19 protein-coding genes and 3 tRNA genes are annotated in these 20176 nt (G+C 58.1%); 14 read left to right on the plus strand and 8 right to left on the minus strand.

The genetic code is table 11. The features are described 5' to 3' along the window. The first annotated feature begins 209 nt into the window (after positions 1–209). A complete protein-coding gene (locus tag WBG04_RS13580) occupies positions 210–794 on the plus strand; it encodes a GNAT family N-acetyltransferase (RefSeq protein ID WP_424314995.1) in 585 nt (194 codons plus the stop codon). A gap of 18 nt (positions 795–812) precedes the next feature. Here the strand turns inward: WBG04_RS13580 and WBG04_RS13585 are convergent, their stop codons facing one another. Then, positions 813–1631 (minus strand): TIGR00730 family Rossman fold protein, encoded by an 819-nt coding sequence (locus tag WBG04_RS13585; RefSeq protein ID WP_424314996.1) that lies wholly within the window; start codon positions 1629–1631, stop codon positions 813–815. A gap of 302 nt (positions 1632–1933) precedes the next feature. Here WBG04_RS13585 and WBG04_RS13590 point away from each other — a divergent pair, with 302 nt between their 5' ends. Next, positions 1934–2797: a PEP-CTERM sorting domain-containing protein gene (locus WBG04_RS13590; RefSeq protein ID WP_424314997.1), complete on the plus strand. Its 864-nt coding sequence runs from the start codon at positions 1934–1936 to the stop codon at positions 2795–2797. A gap of 115 nt (positions 2798–2912) precedes the next feature. On the opposite strand, the gene WBG04_RS13595 is transcribed toward WBG04_RS13590, so the two are convergent. Then, positions 2913–2987: transfer RNA gene (locus WBG04_RS13595), tRNA-Val, on the minus strand. A 392-nt stretch (positions 2988–3379) separates the two neighbouring features. Between WBG04_RS13595 and WBG04_RS13600 the strand changes: the two genes are divergently transcribed. Continuing rightward, a complete protein-coding gene (locus tag WBG04_RS13600; RefSeq protein WP_424314998.1) occupies positions 3380–3844 on the plus strand; it encodes a hypothetical protein in 465 nt (154 codons plus the stop codon). Positions 3845–3897: 53 nt separating this feature from the next. On the opposite strand, the gene pheA is transcribed toward WBG04_RS13600, so the two are convergent. Further along, positions 3898–4968 carry a prephenate dehydratase gene (gene pheA / locus WBG04_RS13605; RefSeq protein WP_424314999.1) on the minus strand — a complete coding sequence of 357 codons (1071 nt, stop codon included), beginning with the start codon at positions 4966–4968 and terminating at the stop codon, positions 3898–3900. Further along, a complete protein-coding gene (gene scpB, locus WBG04_RS13610) occupies positions 4965–5747 on the minus strand; it encodes an SMC-Scp complex subunit ScpB (RefSeq protein WP_424315000.1) in 783 nt (260 codons plus the stop codon). Before scpB ends, pheA begins: the two co-directional genes overlap by 4 nt. A gap of 187 nt (positions 5748–5934) precedes the next feature. Here scpB and WBG04_RS13615 point away from each other — a divergent pair, with 187 nt between their 5' ends. The 4 genes from WBG04_RS13615 (at position 5935) to folE2 (ending at position 8057) form a co-directional block, all read left to right on the plus strand. After that, positions 5935–6738, plus strand: coding sequence for a TraR/DksA family transcriptional regulator (locus WBG04_RS13615; RefSeq protein WP_424315001.1), 804 nt, complete (start codon positions 5935–5937; stop codon positions 6736–6738). A gap of 42 nt (positions 6739–6780) precedes the next feature. Beyond that, the gene (rpmG, locus tag WBG04_RS13620) at positions 6781–6954 is read left to right on the plus strand and encodes a 50S ribosomal protein L33 (RefSeq protein ID WP_379711003.1); all 174 of its coding nucleotides are present in this window, start codon (positions 6781–6783) and stop codon (positions 6952–6954) included. 6 nt (positions 6955–6960) lie between these two features. Then, complete coding sequence (gene rpsR / locus WBG04_RS13625; RefSeq protein ID WP_424315002.1) at positions 6961–7203, plus strand: 30S ribosomal protein S18; 243 nt, start codon at positions 6961–6963, stop codon at positions 7201–7203. Between the two features lie 68 nt (positions 7204–7271). Beyond that, on the plus strand, positions 7272–8057 hold the full coding sequence (gene folE2, locus WBG04_RS13630; protein WP_424315003.1) for a GTP cyclohydrolase FolE2: 786 nt from the start codon (positions 7272–7274) through the stop codon (positions 8055–8057). Positions 8058–8084: 27 nt separating this feature from the next. Here the strand turns inward: folE2 and WBG04_RS13635 are convergent, their stop codons facing one another. Then, a complete protein-coding gene (locus WBG04_RS13635) occupies positions 8085–11579 on the minus strand; it encodes an ATP-binding cassette domain-containing protein (protein WP_424315004.1) in 3495 nt (1164 codons plus the stop codon). A gap of 162 nt (positions 11580–11741) precedes the next feature. Between WBG04_RS13635 and ftsH the strand changes: the two genes are divergently transcribed. The 3 genes from ftsH (at position 11742) to WBG04_RS13650 (ending at position 14388) form a co-directional block, all read left to right on the plus strand. Continuing rightward, positions 11742–14099: an ATP-dependent zinc metalloprotease FtsH gene (gene ftsH / locus WBG04_RS13640; RefSeq protein WP_424315005.1), complete on the plus strand. Its 2358-nt coding sequence runs from the start codon at positions 11742–11744 to the stop codon at positions 14097–14099. A gap of 129 nt (positions 14100–14228) precedes the next feature. Beyond that, positions 14229–14302, plus strand: a tRNA-Gln gene (locus tag WBG04_RS13645). A gap of 12 nt (positions 14303–14314) precedes the next feature. Next, positions 14315–14388 (plus strand) — tRNA-Gln (locus WBG04_RS13650). A gap of 6 nt (positions 14389–14394) precedes the next feature. On the opposite strand, the gene WBG04_RS13655 is transcribed toward WBG04_RS13650, so the two are convergent. The 3 genes from WBG04_RS13655 to WBG04_RS13665 form a co-directional block, all read right to left on the minus strand. Continuing rightward, entirely contained in the window at positions 14395–15027 is a 633-nt protein-coding gene (locus tag WBG04_RS13655; RefSeq protein ID WP_424315006.1) for an RNA polymerase sigma factor, read from the minus strand. A gap of 104 nt (positions 15028–15131) precedes the next feature. After that, the gene (locus WBG04_RS13660; protein WP_424315007.1) at positions 15132–16685 is read right to left on the minus strand and encodes a glucose-6-phosphate isomerase; all 1554 of its coding nucleotides are present in this window, start codon (positions 16683–16685) and stop codon (positions 15132–15134) included. A gap of 103 nt (positions 16686–16788) precedes the next feature. Further along, positions 16789–17316: an adenine phosphoribosyltransferase gene (locus WBG04_RS13665; RefSeq protein WP_424315008.1), complete on the minus strand. Its 528-nt coding sequence runs from the start codon at positions 17314–17316 to the stop codon at positions 16789–16791. Positions 17317–17535: 219 nt separating this feature from the next. On the opposite strand from WBG04_RS13665, the gene WBG04_RS13670 reads away from it, so the two are divergent. The 4 genes from WBG04_RS13670 to WBG04_RS13685 all read left to right on the plus strand — a co-directional run bounded on the left by WBG04_RS13670 (position 17536) and on the right by WBG04_RS13685 (position 20037). Further along, positions 17536–18126 (plus strand): sigma-70 family RNA polymerase sigma factor, encoded by a 591-nt coding sequence (locus WBG04_RS13670; protein ID WP_424315009.1) that lies wholly within the window; start codon positions 17536–17538, stop codon positions 18124–18126. Between the two features lie 61 nt (positions 18127–18187). Next, positions 18188–18568: a hypothetical protein gene (locus WBG04_RS13675; protein ID WP_424315010.1), complete on the plus strand. Its 381-nt coding sequence runs from the start codon at positions 18188–18190 to the stop codon at positions 18566–18568. Between the two features lie 15 nt (positions 18569–18583). Further along, positions 18584–19432: a S1C family serine protease gene (locus WBG04_RS13680; protein ID WP_424315011.1), complete on the plus strand. Its 849-nt coding sequence runs from the start codon at positions 18584–18586 to the stop codon at positions 19430–19432. Positions 19433–19557: 125 nt separating this feature from the next. Continuing rightward, the gene (locus tag WBG04_RS13685) at positions 19558–20037 is read left to right on the plus strand and encodes a GNAT family N-acetyltransferase (protein ID WP_424315012.1); all 480 of its coding nucleotides are present in this window, start codon (positions 19558–19560) and stop codon (positions 20035–20037) included. The last annotated feature ends 139 nt before the right edge of the window (positions 20038–20176 follow it).

The following is a 20176-nucleotide window of genomic DNA, read 5'->3' on the forward strand; positions in this document are numbered from 1 at the left end:
AAGTGAGCGATTCGGAAGCGGGGAATCTCCAATATCCAGCAAGGAACTTCCAATATTCAATTCTGGTAAAGTGGCTCCTCCGGTGGATTGAAGATGGTTTCTGGCGGAGTGGCCATCTTAGCTTGGCGTCGGGCCTGACTTGGGTGGGTGGGAATCCGGTGAAAAAACAGGCGGGAGTTCGTCGGATTTTGGTGTTTGATATCCGGGTGATGCTGGAAACCAAGCTGAACGATGGAACGTCTGTGGTGGCCCGGCCCTTGGGTCTGGCGGATCGTGCCAGCTTGGCAGAGGGCTATCGACGGCTGTCTCCGGATTCCCGCTATCAGCGGTTTTGGGTTCGAACGGGCGGGGTTATTGGCGACAAAATGCTGGATCGGATGCTGGCGGGTTCGGCGGAGGAGCACGGGCTGTGGGCGGTGCTCGATCCGACGAGGGAGTTTCCCGGGTTGGGGGCCGCGAGCTTCTGGCGATCCGGTGAGGAGGGAGATGAGGCGGAATTTTCCTGCACCGTTCTGGATGAGGATCAGCGTCGCGGAGTGGGAACGCTGCTGCTCGCGATCCTCTGGTTGGTGGCCTTTCGGCAGGGCATCCGTCACTTCGTCGGCTATACCATGCCTGAGAACACCTCGGCGATTCGCTGGATGCGTGATACCGGGGCGGAGGCGGAGTGGGATGGTTACAAGGTGATCTTTCGCTGGGATCTCTCGTCATTGGATAGCATCCCGGCCTCTACGGCGGGAGTGATGCTGGCGGAGCGCCTCGCGGAGTTATCACCAGCCTTGCTTGAATCTTAGCGCGGTCGCAGCGCAACTTCAGGAGGTGGACTTGGTCATCTCCGACTCGCCGAGGATGCTCTTGGCTTCGGGGAGGTAGCGTTTCTTGAGTCCGAACTGGCGCACCGCATGCCGTTGGAGATGAGCGATGGCTTCTTTGGGATCATCGGTGAAGAAGATGAGTTCCGGATCGTCCGGACTGATGGTTCCGGCTTCGGCCATCTTGTAAACAAAGTCCATCAGCGGCTGCCAATAGTCCTTGCCCATCAGAATGATCGGAAAGTTTCGTAGTTTGCCGCACTGAATCAAGGTCATGGTTTCGAACATCTCATCCATCGTTCCGGCACCGCCTGGCAGCACGACGAAAGCGTAGGAGTACTTTACGAGAATGGTTTTGCGGGTGAAGAAGTAGTGCATGTCGACCGAGCGATCGACATAGGGATTGATGTGCTGTTCGAAGGGAAGTTCGATGTTGACACCGATGGAGCGCCCGCCGGCTTCGTGGGCACCGCGGTTTCCCGCTTCCATGATGCCGGGGCCTCCGCCTGTGATGACGGTGAAGCCAAGTTTGGCGACTTCCGATCCCATGGTGCGTGCGAGTTCGTAGTAGGTGGTGCCGGGCTTGGTGCGTGCCGAACCGAAGATGGTGACGGCGGGTCCCGCGAAGTGGAGGGTGCGAAAGGCTTTGATGAAGTCCCAGGAGACACGAAACAGGGTGCCGAGTTCCCGGAGCCTGGACTTTGGGCCGGAGAGCAGTGAGCGATCGGGCGACTCGAGTTCAAACTGCAACTGCTCACGAATGGCAGCTTCGTCGACGGGATCGGTTGCCGGGCAGTCGGGACAATCAGGTGCGGTCATGAAGGCCATTCCTAACATGAGAGCCGACAGGTTCCAGCATCAGACATGGCATCTCGTTAAGTCCGTCGTTGGTGGGATGGGGTGATAAAACTACGTAATTTTTGAACTCGGAAAGAAGCTCGCAGAGGTGGTTAATGTTCGGCAAAGCTTAAGTAATCTTTGAAGCAAAAAGCTCCAAAGATCTTGGTTTATCCAGAAACTTTTAAAAAGTTAGCATTACTTAAATTTCAACTTGATTGTTTGAGTTTTGGGGACGATGTGTCGCTCGATCGCGTCTTGAGAATTCCCCCTTGCTTACGATTATGAAGTTCATCTTTTTACTGCCTCTGGCACTACTATTGAGCGGTGTTGCCTACGGCCAACGTTTCGAGTTCAACAGCGTCTCCGGAGTGAATTCGGCGACGGATGATTCGATCGACGGCTGGTCCATTTCCGACACGTTTCTGGGTCAGGAGTTTAATGGTTACAGCGGGGAGCTGGCTTTGATATTTGCGAACGACGAAGATGTTCCGGGCGGCATCGGGACGCCGCGCGGGACCTTTCGTGGCGATACGGGTGGGGCCTATGCAGGCAAGCTCGGGCTGGTGGTGTTTTGCACCGATCCCAATACGGAGTTCAAGAGTTCGTCCAGTCCTTCGGTGAAGTTCACTTACGAGGCGCATAGTTTGTCATCGGCGGAACGTCGTTATCTGACGGAAGGAGTGAGCGGTTACCGGGCGGGTGGTTTGTTGCGTGCGGCCTACCTCATTGAGACTTTCTATGATCAAGCGCATGCAGCTGGTGATCTACAAGCGGCCTCATTGCAGTCGGCGATTTGGGAAGTGCTTACCGACGGCACCCCGAGCTTGGCCCCAGGTCAGGGTAACTATTTTTTACGCAACGACACGGGTTTGGGCGTCATCGATCTTCGATCCGATGAGATGATTGCGGAGACCAATTCCTGGTTCGCTGCCGCGATTGCGGACGACTGGGGTGGAGCTGGTTACGATCCGGGCAACCGGGTGGCGTTCTGGTTGGACCCGACGAATGTAAATCTCAATCAGTCGGTGATTTCTCTCAATCCCGATACCAATTCGCTCATTCTCGTTCCAGAGCCTAGCAGTGCCCTGCTGGTAATGTTGGGAGGAGTGATGCTTGCGGGTCGGCGTCGGCGTCTTGCCATCTGAGTTCGGGTGGAAGGGAGCCCTTTGTCCCAAGCGCCGAACATGATCGCCGTCGTTCGCTGGGGAGGTGGGCCGATCGCCGAAGGGGTCCGGGTTTACCAAGCGGATGATTGCTGCCTGGTACACGAGGACGGGATCGAACCGCCGACCGCCCCGGTGTAAACGGGATGCTCTACCGCTGAGCTACTCGTGCATTGAGTCAGGCTGCTGGGGGGAAATGAGCCGGATCACGAGGTCGGGTGCAAGTGCGAAAATGGAGGTTTTCTCAGAGGGCGATCGAGCCAGGGAAGAATCGGACCAGGATGGATAGGATAAATGGGATGAAGGCACTGAGATCCAGAAATCCTCAGGTTTTTCATCGTGAGTGGGCCAAGTGCTGTCAGTTGATCGCGGACGATGACTCCAGAATCCGATCCATCTTTTCTCCATTCTGGTCCCAAAATACACTCAGTAGGAGTTGGTTTTCCCTTAGCTTGGTTGCCCTGGCTTTTCCCATGGAGTTGACAAGTTTGAGCTGATTGGTCGAAGAAGCTTGTCGGGTCGGGCTTGCGGGTGAGGTCCAAGGGTGGTTGTTTTGAACTTCGAATGCATCTGCGCTTTACCGACAAGGAACTCGCGACACTGGTGGAGATGGTGAGTCTCGCGACGAGTGTGGCGATGTGGAACCGCAAGCCCGGCGCGGAGGAGGGTTTGGCGGCATTCGAGGGAATGGAGCAGAAGATTCTCGAAAAGGTGAAGCACGCGGGGCAGGGAAGCCTGATTGAGTTCGATGAGGAGAAACAGGTCCATCAGGTGAGTCTTGAGTATCAGGAAAGTTCCTTCTTTCAGGAGTGCTACGATGAGTTTCGTAATGAGTGTTTCTGGGAAGAGCTGGTGATTCGTCTGGCGGATCGTGATCTGGCGAGGGTGATCGGTAAGTCGGCCTGGGAGAACCTCACGGAAGAGCAGCGGCGCGAGCGGACCGAGAAGATCGAGAAGCGCTACTGGGAGGAGCTCACCACGAACGGTATTGATCGCGTTGCGGTGATTTTTCCGCCCGGCGAGGGATAGAATCGAAGGATTCGCAGCTGTCGGGAGGAGTCTGCTTGGAGCGGCCCTCTTTTTTACTCAGAGACGTCCGGGTAGGAGCCGAGGAGCTTGACCATTGAGCAGTGCTTCTCGAGTTCGCCGAGGGCTTCCGTGACTTCTTTGTTCTCACAATGGCCGGCGAGATCGACGTAGAAAACGTATTCCCAGTCCTTGCGCTTTGAAGGGCGGGATTCGATTTTCGACATGTTGATGTCGAAGTGTTCGAAGGCCTGAAGGGCGCGAACCAGCGAGCCCGGCCGGTCATGAATAGCGAAGAGCATCGAGGTGCGGTCGTTGCCGGTGGCCGGGCAGGTTTTTTCCCCGATGACCAGGAAGCGGGTGGTGTTGGTGGCCCGGTCTTGAATGGCTTCCTCAAGCATGGTGAGACCGTTCATTTGGGCGGCCAGCGCGCCCCCGAGAGCCGCGGCTCCTTCGTCCGCCTTGTCGCGTGCGATCTGGGCGGCGCGGGTGGTGGAGGAGACTTCAACCAGATCAGCTTTTGGGAAATTCTGAAGGATCCACGAGCGGCACTGACCGAAGACCTGGGGGTGAGAGTAAAGGGTCTTGATTTCTTCCTTGGGAATCGAGGCCATCAGTCCGTTCTCAATGCGGAGAAGAATCTGGGCGCAGATCTGGAGGTTGGAATCGACGAAGAGGTCGAGGGTGTGGGAGACCGCGCCCTCGGTGGAGTTTTCGATCGGGACCACGCCGTAGTCGGCCTTGCGTCGTGTCACTTGGTCGAAGACCTCGGCAAAATTCGGCTGGGCACTGTAGGCCACCGAGTGTCCGAACTTCTTGATCGCGGCTTGATGGGTCCAGGTGCCTTCAGGTCCGAGGTAGGCGATTTTCAGATCATCTTCCAGGGCCAGGGCAGCCGACATGATTTCGCGGTAGATTGCGCGGATCGATTTTTCAGGCAGGCGTCCCTTGTTGATTTCAATCAGCTTGCGCAGCAGGGCTTCTTCGCGCTCCGGGGCGTAGATTTGAAGGTTGTCACGCTTCTTGACGACCCCCACTTCGTGGACGAGGTCGGCACGTTCGGAGAGCAGGTCGAGCAATTGACCGTCAATCCGGTCGATTTCCTTGCGGATGTCGTCGAGATTCACGCTTCGGCTTTCTGGGTTTCGTCTTGGGGAGCTTCGTCGGCAGCTTCTTCGCTGGCATTCGGGGCTTCGTCAGCATCTTCAGTGCCTTGCTGCGCTTTCTTATCGGCGGCGCTGAGCGCGAGTTGTTCCTCGGAGGAGGCCTCGTTGGTTTCGTCCTTGGGCTCCGGGAGTTTGACCTTGCGAAGCTCTCCAGCGTTCGGGAGATCATCGATCGAACGAATCCCGAAGTGTTCATAGAACAGCCCGGTGGTTTCGTAGAGCAGAGGGCGACCAGGAAGGTCGGCCCGGCCGCCGATGCGGACGAGCTCGCGATCGAGAAGTTTCTGGAGCATGCCGTCGCAGGAAACGCCGCGGACGGCTTCGATGGCGGCTTTGGTGATCGGTTGGCGGTAGGCGACGATGGCCAAGGTTTCCATCGCGGGGGCGCTGAGTCGCTCGGGTTTCCGGCCGGGAAAGAGCTGTTTGACGAAGTCACCGTAGTCCACACGAGTGAAAATCCGCCAACCCTTGGCGCCTTCGCGGAGGCTGAAGGCACGTTTGGTTTCATCGTAGGCCCGGTTGAGCTCGGCGATGGAGGCGATGATTTGTTCCTCGGCGACGGCGGCCAAAGCGCCCATCCACTCCGGGAGTGGCTCCACAGTTTCGCCCTCCTCGGTCTTGCGGGCGAGGATATCCTCGGCTTCGGCGACGCGGGCGCGTACCAGACGGGCGATTTCTTCAGACGAAAGGGGTTCGTCTGAGGACGTAACGAGTGCTTCAACGATCGAGCTCAATTCCATGGCGGGGGGCGCAGCTTAGGTGGCCCGGTGGCCATTTCAAGCGTGTCGAGCGAAAGGATGGATTCAGCGAAGGAACTGAACTTTCAACTTGCAGGGGGGGATAAGAGTCGATATTCGACCGCGCCCTATCTCCGTCAGGCGATGAAAGATCTGCTTTAGGCGCGACGTTTCCGACTACCTTATCCCAATGGCTGCGAAAAAAAAGACCACGAAAAAGACTGCTTCCAAGAGTGCCCCGAAAAAGGCGGCGAAAAAGGTGGTAAAGAAGAAAGCAAAGGCTCCAGCCGAAAAGGTGACCAAAAAAGTGACCAAGAAGGTGGCCAAGAAGGTGGCCAAGAAGGTGGCCAAGAAGGCGCCTAAGACCGTGGTGAAAAAGGCGGCAAAAAAGGCTGCTCCAGTCAAGAAAGTGGCCAAGAAGTCCGTGAAAAAGGCGTCTCCCACGAAAAGTGCGACCGCAAAGGAGGCTCCTGTAGTGGCGGAAGCTCCAGCGAAGCCCAAAGCCCCGGTCAAACCGAAAGCTCCGGTGAAGCTGACCGCATTTGCCGTCAAGCAGCGCCAACGGCTCCTCGATTTGCGGGATGAGTTGGTGGATGCGATGTCCGGCGTGGCCGGCGAAATCAGGGATAGTGCGTCTGGGAGCGATGCTTCCGGTAGCGGCATGCACCAGGGTGATGCGGGAAGCGACGCTTATGACCGTGATTTCGCGCTCAGCATGCTGGCGAAGGAACAAGACGCTCTCTATGAGATCGAGCAGGCTCTCAAGCGGGTCGACCGGGGAGCTTACGGCATTTGTGAAATTTCCGGGGCGAAAATTCCCCAACCCCGCCTCGAAGCCCTGCCTTTTGCCCGTTTAACGGTTGATTGTCAGGCCAAATGGGAGCGGGATTACGGCAACCAGCGCTTCCGTCCGGCGTCGGAAATCGGCTTCAGCAACGGTCATTATCCCGATGAGGACGATTCCAGTTCAGTTTCTCTTGACGCAGAGGATTAGTTTCCTAGTCTCCGCGCCCCCCGAGTCTTTACCGATTTTTCCATGCCACGCGACATCATCACACTCGAATGCACCGAAGCACGTGCGGAAGGCAAATCGCCTTCACGCTATGTGACCACGCGCAACAAGAAGAGCCTTCGCACTCCAGGCCGATTGGAGAAGGTGAAGTTTAATCCTGCTCTCAAGCGCCGGACCATCCACCGCGAACTCCGCTAACAAGTCATGTCTGAACCAAAGCCCGTTCAACGCCGAATCAATTTCCGTAAGGCGAACCGCAAGATGCCGACCCGTCGGCATGATATTCCCGTCGAAAAGGTGGAATACAAGAACCCAGAGCTTCTTTCCAAGTTCACGTCCGAGACCGGCAAGATTTTGCCACGTCGCGTAACCGGGGTCTCTGCGAAACTGCACCGTCGTATTTCCCGCGAGATCAAGCGCGCACGCGCTGTGAATCTGATGCGCTGATCGGCGGTTTCCACGAATTCCGACGAGGAAGCCTGCCCGCTGAACGCGGCAGGCTTTTTCTTTTTTCAATGAAGGAGCTCAAGGACACTCAAAACGAGCGCGACGATCGCCAACTGCCCATCGACCGGGTCGGAGTGAAAGGACTCCGCTTTCCGGTTGAGGTCAGGGACAAGGACGGCTCGGTCCAGAGGACCGTCTCCACCGTTGCTCTGGCCGTGGACCTGCCGGAGCATTACAAGGGGACGCACATGAGCCGTTTTGTGGAGGCGATCAATTCGCATGGTGGCTGTCTTGATGTTCGGTCCATGGCGGCTTTGCCCAAAGAACTGCTTGCCCGCCTTGATGCGGGCAAGGCGCATGTGGAGTTTCAGTTTCCGTTCTTCCGTTCGAAACCCGCGCCGGTGACGGGCAAGCCGGGGATGATGGACTATGAGGTCCGCTTCGAGGTCGAGGCGATGCGCGATGGTCCCATCGACTTCGTGGTGACCGTGATGGTGCCTGTGGCGACCCTTTGTCCCTGCTCAAAAGAGATCAGCGATCGGGGGGCTCACAATCAACGTGGCGTGGTGACCTATTCGGTGCGTTTTCGTGAGCCGGTTTGGATTGAGGATCTTATCGATCTGGTGGAGCGTTCGGCGAGTTGCGAACTCTACAGTCTTCTGAAGCGGCCGGATGAAAAGGCGGTTACCGAGCGAGCATATGACAACCCCGTCTTCGTTGAGGATCTGGTGCGCAACGTGGCCTCGCGCTCGGAGGCCCACGAAGAGATTGTCTGGTACCGGGTGGAAGCGGAGAATTTCGAATCGATTCACAATCACAATGCCTACGCCGTGATCGAGAAGAAGATCGAATGATCTCGAACTACGTTCGATCCAGTAGCATTATCTGGTTCGTCTGTTCTGGATAATCAGTGCAAGGCTGGTCAGGGCGCAGGCAATGAAGTTGGTCAGGGCGAGTGCCGCAGCATCGACGTTCAGAGTGGAGACGTAGTCGTCCTTCCAGGGCTTCTTTTCAGCGAGGAAGATGCTTGACCGTCTTCCGAGTTCTTCGTTTCGGTAGTCCGTGCGGAAGGTTTCGGCTTCGCGGACGAGGAGGTCGATGCGGTTGTTGACGAAGAACTCCGAGAGCGGGACGGTGTCCGGAGAATCCGGCCAGATCTCGAGGGATTCGATTTCGAGTCGGGTTCCGCCCCGTGCAAGTCCGGTGAGTTCGGTGGCAAATTCGTCGGCTTCTTTCGCATTGGTGGCTCCCGCTGCGACCAGGGTCCGCAATGCGGTCTTCAGGAGATCGAAGCGCATCTCGACGGCGGGATCCAGGGGGGGCGGGAGTTGTTTGATCGTTTCCACCCGCCGCTGGATCCGGATCCTTTCAAGGTCGAAGGGATTGCGGGTGGCCTGAGTGATGACCATCGCTTCATAGGCAAAGCGGAGGGGCATGATTTTGGCGGGGACGGGTGTGCCGCCCCGCTCCCGCTCGATGCCGGCATTTTCGAAGAGGCCGCGATTCATTTCCCGGAAGGGAACGAGTGCCCCGGCGAGCAGCATCTGCGGGACGAGCAACAGCGGCACGGCTGTTAGAGCCGCGCGTTCACTGCGCACGAGAGCAGAGACGAGAAGGGCGAGCGAGGTGCCGGTGCAAGCGGTCAGCGTCATCCACATCCATTGATCGAAGAGGGTCCCCTTGATCTCCAGCATCTGGTGCCCGACCGTGGTGTAGATCAGGCATTGGATTGCGGCAACGAGTGCGAGCGAGACGAATTTCGCGGCGACGTAGAGAGTGGGACTGCGCCGGTAATTGCGTTCCCGACGCAGCATCGGGCGGTCGCGAAGAATCTCGGTGGCCGAATTTGTCAGGCCGAGGAACATGGCGACGGTGGCCGAGAGAAACAGGTAGGCGGGGATATGGAGGGCGGTTGAGAAACGGTAGGCCCCCTCGGGGGATGAGCGGAGGGTGAGCGCGATCAGCGCTGCCAGTAGTGGTGCCTCAATCAGGGATGAGTAGATGGTTCCGCGGTTTCGGAACTTGGAAAGCAAGGAGCGCATCAGCTGCGTCTTGAAAACGCTGAAACCCTGTTTGATGGTTTGGCGACGGGCGCGACTGGTGGGTCCTGAAGCGACGAGTTCCGGCAGGGCGTCGATGCGCGAAGGCGGTGGGTTGCTTCCAAGTGATCGGATCAGCGCCCGGCTTTCAAATCGCTCCTGCCAGAAGTTGGCGGAGAAACGTCGTGTCGCCGCCGGGCTCTGGCCACCACCGATCTGAGCGAGCGGTGTCTCGAGAATATCAAAGACGAAATCAGCACCGAGTCGGCCGCTGGCGGCGACACCCGGATGGGAAATCGCAAGGCTTTCGCTGGCTTCCTGGAAGTATTCGATCATGCCCGAGGGCGAGCCGAAGAAGGCCAGCCGTCCGCCGTTGTCGAGAAGCAGGACCTTGTCGAAGAGTCGCAGGACATTGGCTCCGGGGCGGTGGAGGGAGGCAATGACGATCTTGTCGCGCGCCAGTGAGCGCAGGGTTTCCGCGACGTGCTCGGAGTCCTTTGAGGAAAGCCCCGAGATGGGCTCGTCGAAGAGGAAGACTTCCGCGGCGCTGCCGAGATCGAGGCCGAGATTCAGACGACTGCGTTCGCCACCGCTCAGGGTTTTTTCGCCGGGTGCGCCAACCCGTCGGCGGGCGATGGCTTGAAGACCGAGTTCGGCAAGGATGGCGTCGGCCCGGCGGTCGACTTCCGACGCCGGTAGTGAGGCTCGCCTGATAGCCGTGGCATGTCGCAGATGCTGCCGGACGGTGAGCTGGGGGTTGAGCGCTTCCTCCTGCGGCATGTTGGAGATGAAGCGGATCAGCTCTTCCCGGTATTCGTAGAGGGAGGTGTCGTTGAGCCGGACTTGTCCACGGGTAGGCTTCAACTGGCCGGCAAGCGTTGCAAGCAGCGTGCTTTTGCCGCTGCCACTGGGACCGATGATGCACATCATTTCGCCGCGCCGGACTTCGAAAGAAACATTGTCGAGCGCACGGGATTCCGGGCCGAAGTCGTGGATGAGGTCATCGACCCGGAGCGTCTCAATGAGGTTTCGTTCCTCCTCGATGATGCCTTCGCTAAATCGGCATCGGAGGGCCTGAGTGCGCGACAGGCGGACGACGGAACCCTCGTGAAGTTCCGCTGAACTGCGAACTGGGGTGCCATCGGCGATGACGGGCCCGGCAGCTTCGCGAATGAACAAATCGCCCGTTCTTTTTTCTGGATCAATCCTGACTCGGAGGACGACGCGTGGGGCGAGTCCTGGACTGAGCAACAGGTCGCCCCGTTCCAGGACCGAGGGATCGTTAGAGACCCGAAAATCACGCTGGTCGGCAGTCAGTCGAAATCGGCCGCCGGCTTCCGCGGCGCGCTTGCGCAGGACATCAAGGGATGAAGAGAATCCATGCTCGCCGCTGAGCCTGTCATGGTGGTCGCAGATGACCGGCAGTCCGGGAATCAGAGGGCCATGGCCACTGATGATCGTGGCCGTTGGTCTTAGTGCTTCGACCTCTGCATGCAGACCGAAACGGATGCGCACGGTGCTCTGCCGGCTGCGCGTTCTTTCGCTCGTCCATCCTTCCTCACTGCTCGCGAGGAAAATGGTCGAGTGATTGCCGGTGAGGGCGACATTGAGAAAGAAAATGAGGTCTTCGCAGGTGAGGGTCCAATCGGGAACCACCAGCTGCTGGCGCGCGCGCATGCGCAGGAAGTTTCCGGACTCGAGCGAACGTCCGCGGACCCAGAGCGGGGCTTGTCCCGTATTTCTAACCAGCACCAGATCCGCTGCTCGATAGACGCGGAAGGCGTGGTTTTCCGCGCTTGCCGGCAGGCGGATGTCTGACTCTGCCGTGGTGTCGAAGATCACCCGCTCGAAACCAACAGGACGGTCGAGAGGATTGGTGCCCATTTCGGTAAGGATCTGGCGTGCGTGATCCGGACGCCCGAGGCGGCGCATGAAAACCTCGAATGCCGAGCGACTGCGCTCCGTGCGGCCAACGGCATCGACCAAGGTGTAGAGTTGAAGGCCGACCGCCATGATCTGGGGGTCGTCGAGGGTCTCCCGCAGATCCGCCGCCGTGCTGGCCAGCGGCTTGGGGTCCCTGACCGCACGCTGAACCCGCCGTGCCAGCCAGCTGTGGTCGGCTTCCGGAAAGGCGCTGCGGAGGAGGTCCAGAATCAAATCCGCCTCGCCGGGGTCAAGCCGACCGTCCAAGGTGGCGAAGCCGGCGAAGGCTTCGACCATCATGCCGAGAACTCGTCCGCCAGTCGCATCCGGAGCCCGGCGCCTTGCCCACAAGCTGCGGAAGCCCCTGCCGGCAAGTGGCGTGGGAGATGGGGGCTCGGTGGGCTCGGCGGGCATCCGGCGAATGCTTCCTGATGGCGGGGGTGGGGGCAAGGCTTGGGAGAAAAAAGGGGGTTTCCTTTCCGCGCGGCGTCGCTAGTCTCCCGCGCCTTTGCACGAGACGATGAAGCGTGCTAGACTCCCGACGCGGCGGGAAAAATCCGCCTCTCATTCAATACCATGCCAGAATCGCCTCAACAACGTCCACCCGAGGGTCCCAATGGCCAACGCGGGCCGACCGAAACCCCCGGATTCAATTGGCGCCTGGCAATCTTGCTGGGAGCCGCCTTTGTGATCCTTGGAGTTGCTTTCTTCAATAATGGGTCAACGAAGCCAAAATCACTAAGCTACAGCGAGTTCCGCAAGAAGTGGGACCAGGAGCTGATCGTTGTCGATGACGCCAAGCGTCCGCTTCAGGTGGTCACGGCAGAAGGCGCGGCCGATGCGAAAATCACGGGCTGGTATGAGCCCATGCCGACGGTCGAGGAGGGATCCGGCAGCTCCGAAGTGGTGGCCTTGAGCTTCGGTCGACGCACGCCTCAGGAGGAAGAGGTCAATGATTTGCTCAAGGAAATCATTCCCAACAGGGTTCACTCCGAATCGCTTCCGGAAGATGTTCTCAAGGACGCGAAAATCATCACCATGAAGGAGTTTCGCAAATTCATGGCGTTTGGATACTTTGAACCTTCGAACCCGAGGCAGCCGCTGACGCTTTACACGACGCCGTATGACTCGGTCCTTGTGGGCACGGTGGTCGTGCCGACGACGGTTGCTGCCGTCGCTGATGCGGATGGCAAGACTCCCGGGCCGACCGAGTTTACGGTCGATACCTCGATGTATCTTTTGGACTCGGAACTTCGCAATTTGCTGAACGAGGATGCCAAGTTTTACCGCAACACCGACATGCTCGGTAAGGCGATCATCACCTTCCTTCCGGTGCTGCTGATTGTCCTGTTGCTGTTCTTTTTGTTCCGCCAGCAGATGAAGGCAGCGGGCCGTGGCGCCATGTCATTCGGTAAGAGCAAGGCAAAGATGCTGACCCGGGATCACAACAAAGTGACCTTCAAGGACGTGGCCGGCATTCAGGAAGCCAAGGAAGAACTCTGGGAAATTGTGGATTTCCTCCGTGATCCCCGGAAATTTCAAAAGCTCGGTGGATCGATTCCGAAGGGCGTATTGATGGTCGGAGCTCCAGGCACCGGTAAGACCCTGCTCGCTCGTGCGATCGCGGGTGAGGCGGACGTTCCATTCTTTTCCATCTCAGGTTCTGACTTCGTTGAAATGTTCGTTGGCGTGGGTGCTTCACGTGTCCGTGACATGTTCGAGCAGGGCAAGAAGCACGCCCCGTGTCTGATTTTCATCGATGAGATCGACGCCGTCGGCCGCCATCGCGGTCATGGCATGGGTGGTGGTCACGATGAACGTGAGCAGACGCTCAACCAGTTGCTGGTTGAGATGGACGGCTTCGATACCCAGGAAGGCATCATCATCATCGCGGCCACCAACCGGCCGGATGTGTTGGACCCCGCACTGCTTCGCCCGGGCCGTTTTGACCGTCAGGTCACGGTTTCACTGCCGGATGTGAAGGGACGGGAAGAAATCCTCGGGGTGCACGTGAAGAAGATCAAGCTGGCGCCCGGCACCGACCTCAGTGTCATCGCCCGCGGCACCCCCGGATTTTCCGGCGCCGAGCTGGCGAACTTGATTAATGAAGCGGCATTGCTTGCGGCTCGTGGAGGGCTCAAGGCGGTGACGCTTGCCGAACTCGAAGAGGCCCGTGACAAAGTGCGTTGGGGCCGTGAACGCCGCAGCATGGCGCTGAGCGAGAAGGAAAAAACAACGACGGCTTACCATGAAGCAGGTCATGCTTTGCTGCTAACCCTGCTGGAACACGTCGATCCGCTTCACAAGGTGACGATCATTCCACGGGGACCGTATCTTGGTGCCGCGTTCCACTTGCCGACGGAAGACAAGTATCACTTCCACAAAAAACAGGGTCAGGAACAACTGATCGTGACCATGGGTGGTCGGGTGGCTGAGGAGATTGTCTTCGGTGACGTGACCAGCGGCGCTTCGGGCGACATCAACCAAGCCACCAACCTGGCTCGCAAGATGGTTTGTGAGTGGGGCATGAGTGAGGAACTTGGGATGGTCGAGTATGGCGATCCGCAGGGTGAGGTCTTTCTTGCTCGCGATATTTCCCGCCAGCGGAACTACTCCGAATCGACCGCGCAGAAGATCGATGCGGAGATCAAGCGAGTGATCGATCATGCCTATGCCGAAGCCAAGAAGTTGCTTCTCGAGCGACGCGAACAGCTGGAGCTGATTGCCCAGGCCTTGTTGGAGTTTGAAACGCTCGACGCGAGCCACATCAACGATTTGATCGAGTTCGGCGAGATGCGGAATCCACCCAATTCACCGACGCCCCCGAGTCTGCCCGATGATGTGCCGCCAGCATCCAAGCCGGCGCCAAGCAGTGAAAAGCAGGAGGATGATGACGGCCCGATGCCCGGGGAAGTCGTTGGCGCGCCTGCATGATCTCAGGATCGATCGCTGCCTGACCTGAGGCAGGAAAATGCCTCTGAAAATGGGGCATTGCATACTCCTCTTGATTTCCTATTGCAAATCCCGGAGTGGGATCCTAATTTCCGCCCGCCGTCGGCGAAAAGTCCCTTGGTGTAATGGTAACACAGCTGATTTTGATTCAGCTATTCCAGGTTCGAGCCCTGGGGGGACTGCCAACACCGACCAAGAGCCCCTTGGTGTAATGGTAACACAGCGGATTCTGATTCCGTTATTCTAGGTTCGAGCCCTGGGGGGGCTGCCACCTGACTCAGTAACCCATGTGATGGGAGAGTTTTTCCCTCAAGGTTCCTCGAGCCCGGAAGAGCAGGCTTTTGACCGAAGAGACCGAAGTGTCCAATACCTTGGCGATTTCCTCATACGGCATCGATTCGTAGGAATAGAGGACCACCGCCGTTCGTTGAGCCTCCGGGAGGCTCTGGATGGCCTGATCGATCTCGTCGTGCATCTCCGACTTCAGGGTTTCGGCATCCGGTTCCGAACGGGCATCGGCGACTGGTTCAAGTCCGCGGTCCTCGTTGCGCTCGTCCGATGAAACTTCTTTGCGTCGCGACCGGCGTCGACTCTCGTTGTAAACGAGATTGCGGGTGATGGTGAAAAGGTAGGTCGTGAATTTGGCATCGGGACGCCAGCGTTTGGCATGCTTCCAAATCCGCAGGAACACGCGTTGGGCGATGTCTTCCGCCTCGGTCGGGTCTCCAAGCATCTTGGCGACGGTTCCGATGACGGCGTTCTGATGGCGCTCGACCAATTCGCGGAATGCCACCTCGTCTTCCTCTGCCACGCGTCGCATCAACGCCACATCAATGGCGTTGTGAGGGTCGACGTTTGGAATGGTCTCTGGCATCTCGAAGATCCCGCTGATGGCCGCGATCGCGCTCATGCTTCACGGGCATGAACCCTTCGGCCAGCGGGAAGTTGCGGCGTAGGCCACAATGCCCTTCAACCATCCAAATGAGTCGAGTGGAATTTCCGGTTCTGGAAGTGCTACAGCGAGAAGGTGTCGTCCTGAGGAGTCTTGCCGAGGGAGATCTGGACATCGCCGTTCGAGGCGAGGTGATTGAGGCAGTGGTAGACGTCTTCGACGTCGGCATCGACTTCGTAAGCGATCTGTTCGGCGTTCTTTGGTTCGCCAACAACCCGGCTGCGGACACCGCTCAGCACTTCCAGGAAAATACCGGCCGCCTTCTTCCCGGCTTCCACTCCGGGTTGATGGTAGGCGTTCACATGGATCAGGGAGGCGTAGAATGAGACGGCCCGCTCGAAGAGGCCGATGAGCATGCCAAGACTGAAGGGGGTGACTGCGCGTATGGAGATGGTCAGGGATTTGCGCCCTGATTCGTAGAGTGCCTTGCGGGTGCCGCGGAGGAATCCTTGAAGGTAGTCGGCCGAGGTGTTGCCGGGTTCGACTTCGATGGTGTCGCCGCTGCGCCCCTTGCGCACCTCGATGAAGGTGGCGAAGAAGTTCGGAACGCCGTCGCGCAGTTGTTGGACGTAGGCGTGTTGGTCGGTCGATCCCTTGTTGCCGTAGACGGCAATACCCTGATTGACGACGTTTCCATCAAGGTCGTGTTCCTTGCCCAGGGACTCCATCACCAATTGCTGCAAGTACTTGGAAAATAGTACCAAGGAATCCTTGTAAGGAAGGACGACCATGTCCTTTTCACCTTTGCCGTTGCCCGCGGCATACCAGCAAAGCGCCAGGCGCATGGCGGCATTGCTTGAAGCATCCGTCTTGCGGGTCTCCGCGTCCATGGCAGCGGCACCTGCCAGGAATTCATCAATATCGATGCCTTGCAGCGCGGCAGGTACCAGACCCACCGTGGACATGACCGAGGTGCGGCCTCCAACCCAGTCTTCCATCGGGAAGGTGGTGATGAAGCCTTGTTCGGAAGCGTAATGGAAGAGTTTTGATCCCTCGCCGGTGATGGCCACCGCATGCTTTCCGAAATCGAGGCCGGCGGCATCGTAGGCAGCCTTGGCTTCGATCATGCCATTCCGGGTTTCAGGAGTGCCACCGGATTTTGAAATCACCAGCACCAGGGTTTTCGTCAGCCCCTTGGAACCGATTCCCCCGAGGGTGTGATCCATGCCCGCCGGATCGGTGTTGTCAAAGAACAGGATGGGAAGTCGGGCGCCCTGGCCAATCGCCTGATCGACCAGTTGTGGTCCAAGTGCTGAACCGCCAATACCGATGACCAGAATGCGTTCGAAGACGCCTCCAGCAGGCGGGCTGATGGCTCCTGTATGAACTTTCTCGGCAAAATCCTTGAGTGCTGCGAGCGGTTCGGTGATCTGGCGACGGATCTCATCGTTTGGAGCCAGTGCGGGATTTCTCAGCCAGTAGTGGCCGACCATGCGTCCTTCGTCAGGATTGGCGATCGCTCCGGCTTCAAGCTCAGCGATGTCTGCGAAGGCTTTTTCAACCTTGGCCTCCATCGACTCGAGAAAGGACGCACTGAGATCCATCAAGGACGAATCCAGTGAGAAGGCGAGCTCTGGGTAGCGGATCAGTGTGGAAGAATAGGATGCAAAGGACATGAGGTTCGGATGGAGGGCGACAGCGTGCTGAGGAATGAAATGACTGGCAAGAAGGACTGATGCCGGGAATCGCAAAAACGTTGCCGCGACCCATGAAGGAGGCTCATTCGTAGTTGAGGATGGACTCGATCCGATGGGAGCCCAGTTTCTCGCGGCCTTTGAGAAAGCCGAGCTCGATCAGGAAGGAGACGGAAACCAGTTCGGCTTCGAGTCCGTCGAGCAATTGAATCGCGGCAGCCGCCGTGCCGCCGGTGGCGAGGAGATCGTCGACCAGCAGGACTTTTTCTCCCGGGTGGACCGCGTCTTCGTGAATTTCGACGACCGACTCGCCATATTCCAGGGTGTAGGAGAGTCCTCGGGTGTTCCATGGCAGCTTGCCTTGCTTGCGGACGGGGACGAATCCAGCCCCCAGTCGGTCGGCGACGGCGGCGGCAAAGATGAAGCCTCGGGCATCGATTCCGACCACTTTGTCAATTTTTGCGCCATTGGCGGTATCACAGAGGAGACTGATGGAGTCCTGAAAAAGCCGGCCGTTGCCGAGAATGGGCGTGATGTCCTTGAAGACGATCCCCGGCTTCGGGAAATCGGCGACGTCGCGGATGGCGGAGCGGAGTGTCTCTACGGATGGCATGTGGGAGCTATAATCCCGGGAGGGCAAAGGCCAAACTTGAAATTGGGGATTTGCGCTTTCTGGCGTTTCGGGTTGGCGCCGGGAGGCTTGAAAGGAGCGATCTTGTTCTCTGTCGGTGGCGAGCTCGAGCGGCCGGACCGAAAAGCTGGTAGCTGGCTTTTCTTTACAGTGGGGAATGGGGGACTAGTCTTTCGGCGTTCACCCCACCACCCCCGATCCATGCCGGATGATCCCCACCAGCCGGAACCGGACGGCGACCTCGTAACGCGTGCCCGTGAGGGAGATACGCGTGCGTTCGACGCTCTGATTCTCAAGTATGGCGACAAGCTGTACGGACTGATTTACAACATGACCTCCAACAAGGAGGATACGCACGACCTGCTTCAGGACGTGTTCGCGAGGGCGTATCAATCGCTACCGAAATTCCGTGGGCAATCCGCCTTCTACACGTGGATTTATCAGATCGCGGTGAACATGACCTTGAATTTTCTCAAAAAGAGGAAACGCCGCAGTGGTCTGAGTCTGAACGACCTGGATTCCTCGGTGCAGAACGATCCGGCGCTCGTGGATTCGGACTACCAGGCCAACCCGGAGAGGCAAAGTAACCTGCACGAACTCCAGAAAAGATTGAACGAAGCCATGCAACTCCTGTCTGAACCCCACAGAACGGTGGTGACTCTGTTCGATATTCAAGGTCTCCCACACACGGAAATCGCCAAGATTCTCAAGGTGTCGGAGGGTACGGTTCGGTCTCGTCTCCACTATGCTCACCAGCAGCTACAGACTCATCTGCAGGACTTCTGGGAGTAGTTTTTTAAAAAGATACTTGCCAAAAGGTAAATATTTTAGATCCTTTAACTATCCACCTGCTGTGAAACCAAGCGTCGAACAAATCGGATCCCTCCTTTCTCTGAAGCGCCATGAGCGTCCTCCAGAGGGATACATGGATGATTTCCTGAGAGAGTTCCACATGCGTCAGCGTGAGGAAGCCGTGAAGGAACGCGGATTTGCTGCGGTTTGGAGTCGCCTGACCGGCTGGATCTCAGAGCCTGGGATGTCCAAGTGGGTCTATGGTGGCGTGGTGGGATACGCGGCGGTGATGATCGCTGTGATGACGGGCGAACGGCCGATCGAGGTCGAGGGCTTGTCCACCCAACCGGCAAGCAACGCGGTGGTGATACCGGTCCAGCAGCTTGAAGAACTTGATTTGCGTCCGAATTCCGAGGGAAGCACGGGCGAGCAGGAGTTCTGAGTTGCGGAGGGCATCATGCTTTGTTTCTCCGGACAGTGCCTCGCGGCACTTTGGCTGATTTTGGCGGTTGCCTGCATCTCGCCGACGGCGTCGGCCGATGGGCTGTTCGATGTGAGTTTCGGCGGGGCTCGTAATGACTCGGTGGCATTTTTGGTCAACGAAGGGCAGCATGTCGTCACCGTTGGACTGGCAGGTCGGGATCTCCGGGCGGCAAAGTTGAGTGGGATGGCAGCGGCTCCACGCGGAAGCCTGGTCGATTCGACGTCACGTTTGGTGGTATTCGAGATGCCGAAGCGCCAAAGTGGCGCTTTTCGTCTGGCGGCACAGGCGCCTGCTGGAGGACTGCTGAGGACCCCGGACGGCGGAGTTGGAGGGCGGATTGTGGCTCGGGTTGAGAGAGTTTCTGGAAAATTCCTCCCGTTTACTTTGTTGAAACTCCAATTTGATGGAAGTCCTCCGAAGCCGGGAACGCCGCTTCTGGATGCTTCGGGCGCGGTGGCGGCCGTGGCCCATGATTCGATCGGAAATGATGGAGGTTTCGCGCTTCCTGTGGAGGTGGTCCATCGGGCATTGGATGCGGCTCGTCAGGGCAAGGAGGCGCACCGAGCCTGGCTGGGTTTGATCCTGAATCCCGGGAAGGACCTGCCGCAGGTCACGCGAACGGTTGAAGGATCGCCAGCCAAGCAGGCTGGGCTTCTACCCGGCGATGTGCTGCTTGAGGTCGGGGGCCTGAAAGTGGCGGACTATGGCGATGCGGTGAATGCGTTTTTTCTCCTGCGTCCCGGCAAGCCAACGAGGGTCCGGGTCAAACGTGGCGGGGGTGAAAAGGTGCTCGAACTGGTTCCAGCGATTGCCGGGCGATGAAGGGGGGCGGGATGTCATTTGAACTTGAGCGGGTCGTTGGAGAAGATCTTCTGGAAACACTGGAGGCTCTGGCCCGACTCAGGATCGAGGTGTTTCGCGAGTATCCCTATCTCTATGATGGAAATATGGAGGAAGAAGAGGCGTATCTGAGAAGCTATGCATCGTCCAGAAGGGCGGTCGTAGTCCTGGCACGGTGGAAGGGTGAAGTGATCGGGGCCTCCACGGGTGTTCCCATGTCCGAGGCGGAGCGGTGCTTTCAAACGCCCTTGGTTGAAGCCGGGGAATCTTTGGATGAGTGGTTTTATTTTGGCGAATCAGTACTGCATCGAGCTTTTCGAGGGCAAGGAATCGGGCATCGGTTTTTTGATGAACGCGAGGCTCATGCCGTTGAGTTGGGCTTTGTCAGGTTCGGCTTTTGTTCCGTCATTCGGGAACATGACCATCCTTTGAAGCCGGGCGGGTATCGACCCCATGACGCATTCTGGACAAAGCGAGGTTACCGGATCAGGGATGATTGGCGGGTCCGGCTCCGTTGGAAGCAGGTGGATCGAGAGGATGCCGGGACGGAAAATGAACTGGTCTACTGGACAAGGGAGGGAACCTGAATTTTCCTACGTTAGAGCCTGTCCCACAGCGCCGATCCTAGGCGCTGTATGGCTTGAAGGTTGTTAGGAAAAAGGCATGAGAGGCGAATATGCCTCCCATGCCCGAAATTCGGGGTCTATAAATTGGTTTACCACAACT

The organism is Haloferula sp., from assembly GCF_049672945.1.
Classification (GTDB): domain Bacteria; phylum Verrucomicrobiota; class Verrucomicrobiia; order Verrucomicrobiales; family Akkermansiaceae; genus Haloferula.

Excerpts from the sequence above, each read along its gene's own strand:
- WBG04_RS13580 (WP_424314995.1), top strand. The coding sequence starts at position 210 with ATGCTGGAAACCAAGCTGAACGATGGAACGTCTGTGGTGGCCCGGCCC.
- WBG04_RS13585 (WP_424314996.1), bottom strand. The coding sequence starts at position 1,631 with ATGACCGCACCTGATTGTCCCGACTGCCCGGCAACCGATCCCGTCGAC.
- WBG04_RS13590 (WP_424314997.1), top strand. The coding sequence starts at position 1,934 with ATGAAGTTCATCTTTTTACTGCCTCTGGCACTACTATTGAGCGGTGTT.
- WBG04_RS13600 (WP_424314998.1), top strand. The coding sequence starts at position 3,380 with ATGCATCTGCGCTTTACCGACAAGGAACTCGCGACACTGGTGGAGATG.
- scpB (WP_424315000.1), bottom strand. The coding sequence starts at position 5,747 with ATGGAATTGAGCTCGATCGTTGAAGCACTCGTTACGTCCTCAGACGAA.
- WBG04_RS13615 (WP_424315001.1), top strand. The coding sequence starts at position 5,935 with ATGGCTGCGAAAAAAAAGACCACGAAAAAGACTGCTTCCAAGAGTGCC.
- rpmG (WP_379711003.1), top strand. The coding sequence starts at position 6,781 with ATGCCACGCGACATCATCACACTCGAATGCACCGAAGCACGTGCGGAA.
- rpsR (WP_424315002.1), top strand. The coding sequence starts at position 6,961 with ATGTCTGAACCAAAGCCCGTTCAACGCCGAATCAATTTCCGTAAGGCG.
- folE2 (WP_424315003.1), top strand. The coding sequence starts at position 7,272 with ATGAAGGAGCTCAAGGACACTCAAAACGAGCGCGACGATCGCCAACTG.
- WBG04_RS13635 (WP_424315004.1), bottom strand. The coding sequence starts at position 11,579 with ATGCCCGCCGAGCCCACCGAGCCCCCATCTCCCACGCCACTTGCCGGC.
- ftsH (WP_424315005.1), top strand. The coding sequence starts at position 11,742 with ATGCCAGAATCGCCTCAACAACGTCCACCCGAGGGTCCCAATGGCCAA.
- WBG04_RS13655 (WP_424315006.1), bottom strand. The coding sequence starts at position 15,027 with ATGAGCGCGATCGCGGCCATCAGCGGGATCTTCGAGATGCCAGAGACC.
- WBG04_RS13660 (WP_424315007.1), bottom strand. The coding sequence starts at position 16,685 with ATGTCCTTTGCATCCTATTCTTCCACACTGATCCGCTACCCAGAGCTC.
- WBG04_RS13665 (WP_424315008.1), bottom strand. The coding sequence starts at position 17,316 with ATGCCATCCGTAGAGACACTCCGCTCCGCCATCCGCGACGTCGCCGAT.
- WBG04_RS13670 (WP_424315009.1), top strand. The coding sequence starts at position 17,536 with ATGCCGGATGATCCCCACCAGCCGGAACCGGACGGCGACCTCGTAACG.
- WBG04_RS13680 (WP_424315011.1), top strand. The coding sequence starts at position 18,584 with ATGCTTTGTTTCTCCGGACAGTGCCTCGCGGCACTTTGGCTGATTTTG.
- WBG04_RS13685 (WP_424315012.1), top strand. The coding sequence starts at position 19,558 with ATGGAGGAAGAAGAGGCGTATCTGAGAAGCTATGCATCGTCCAGAAGG.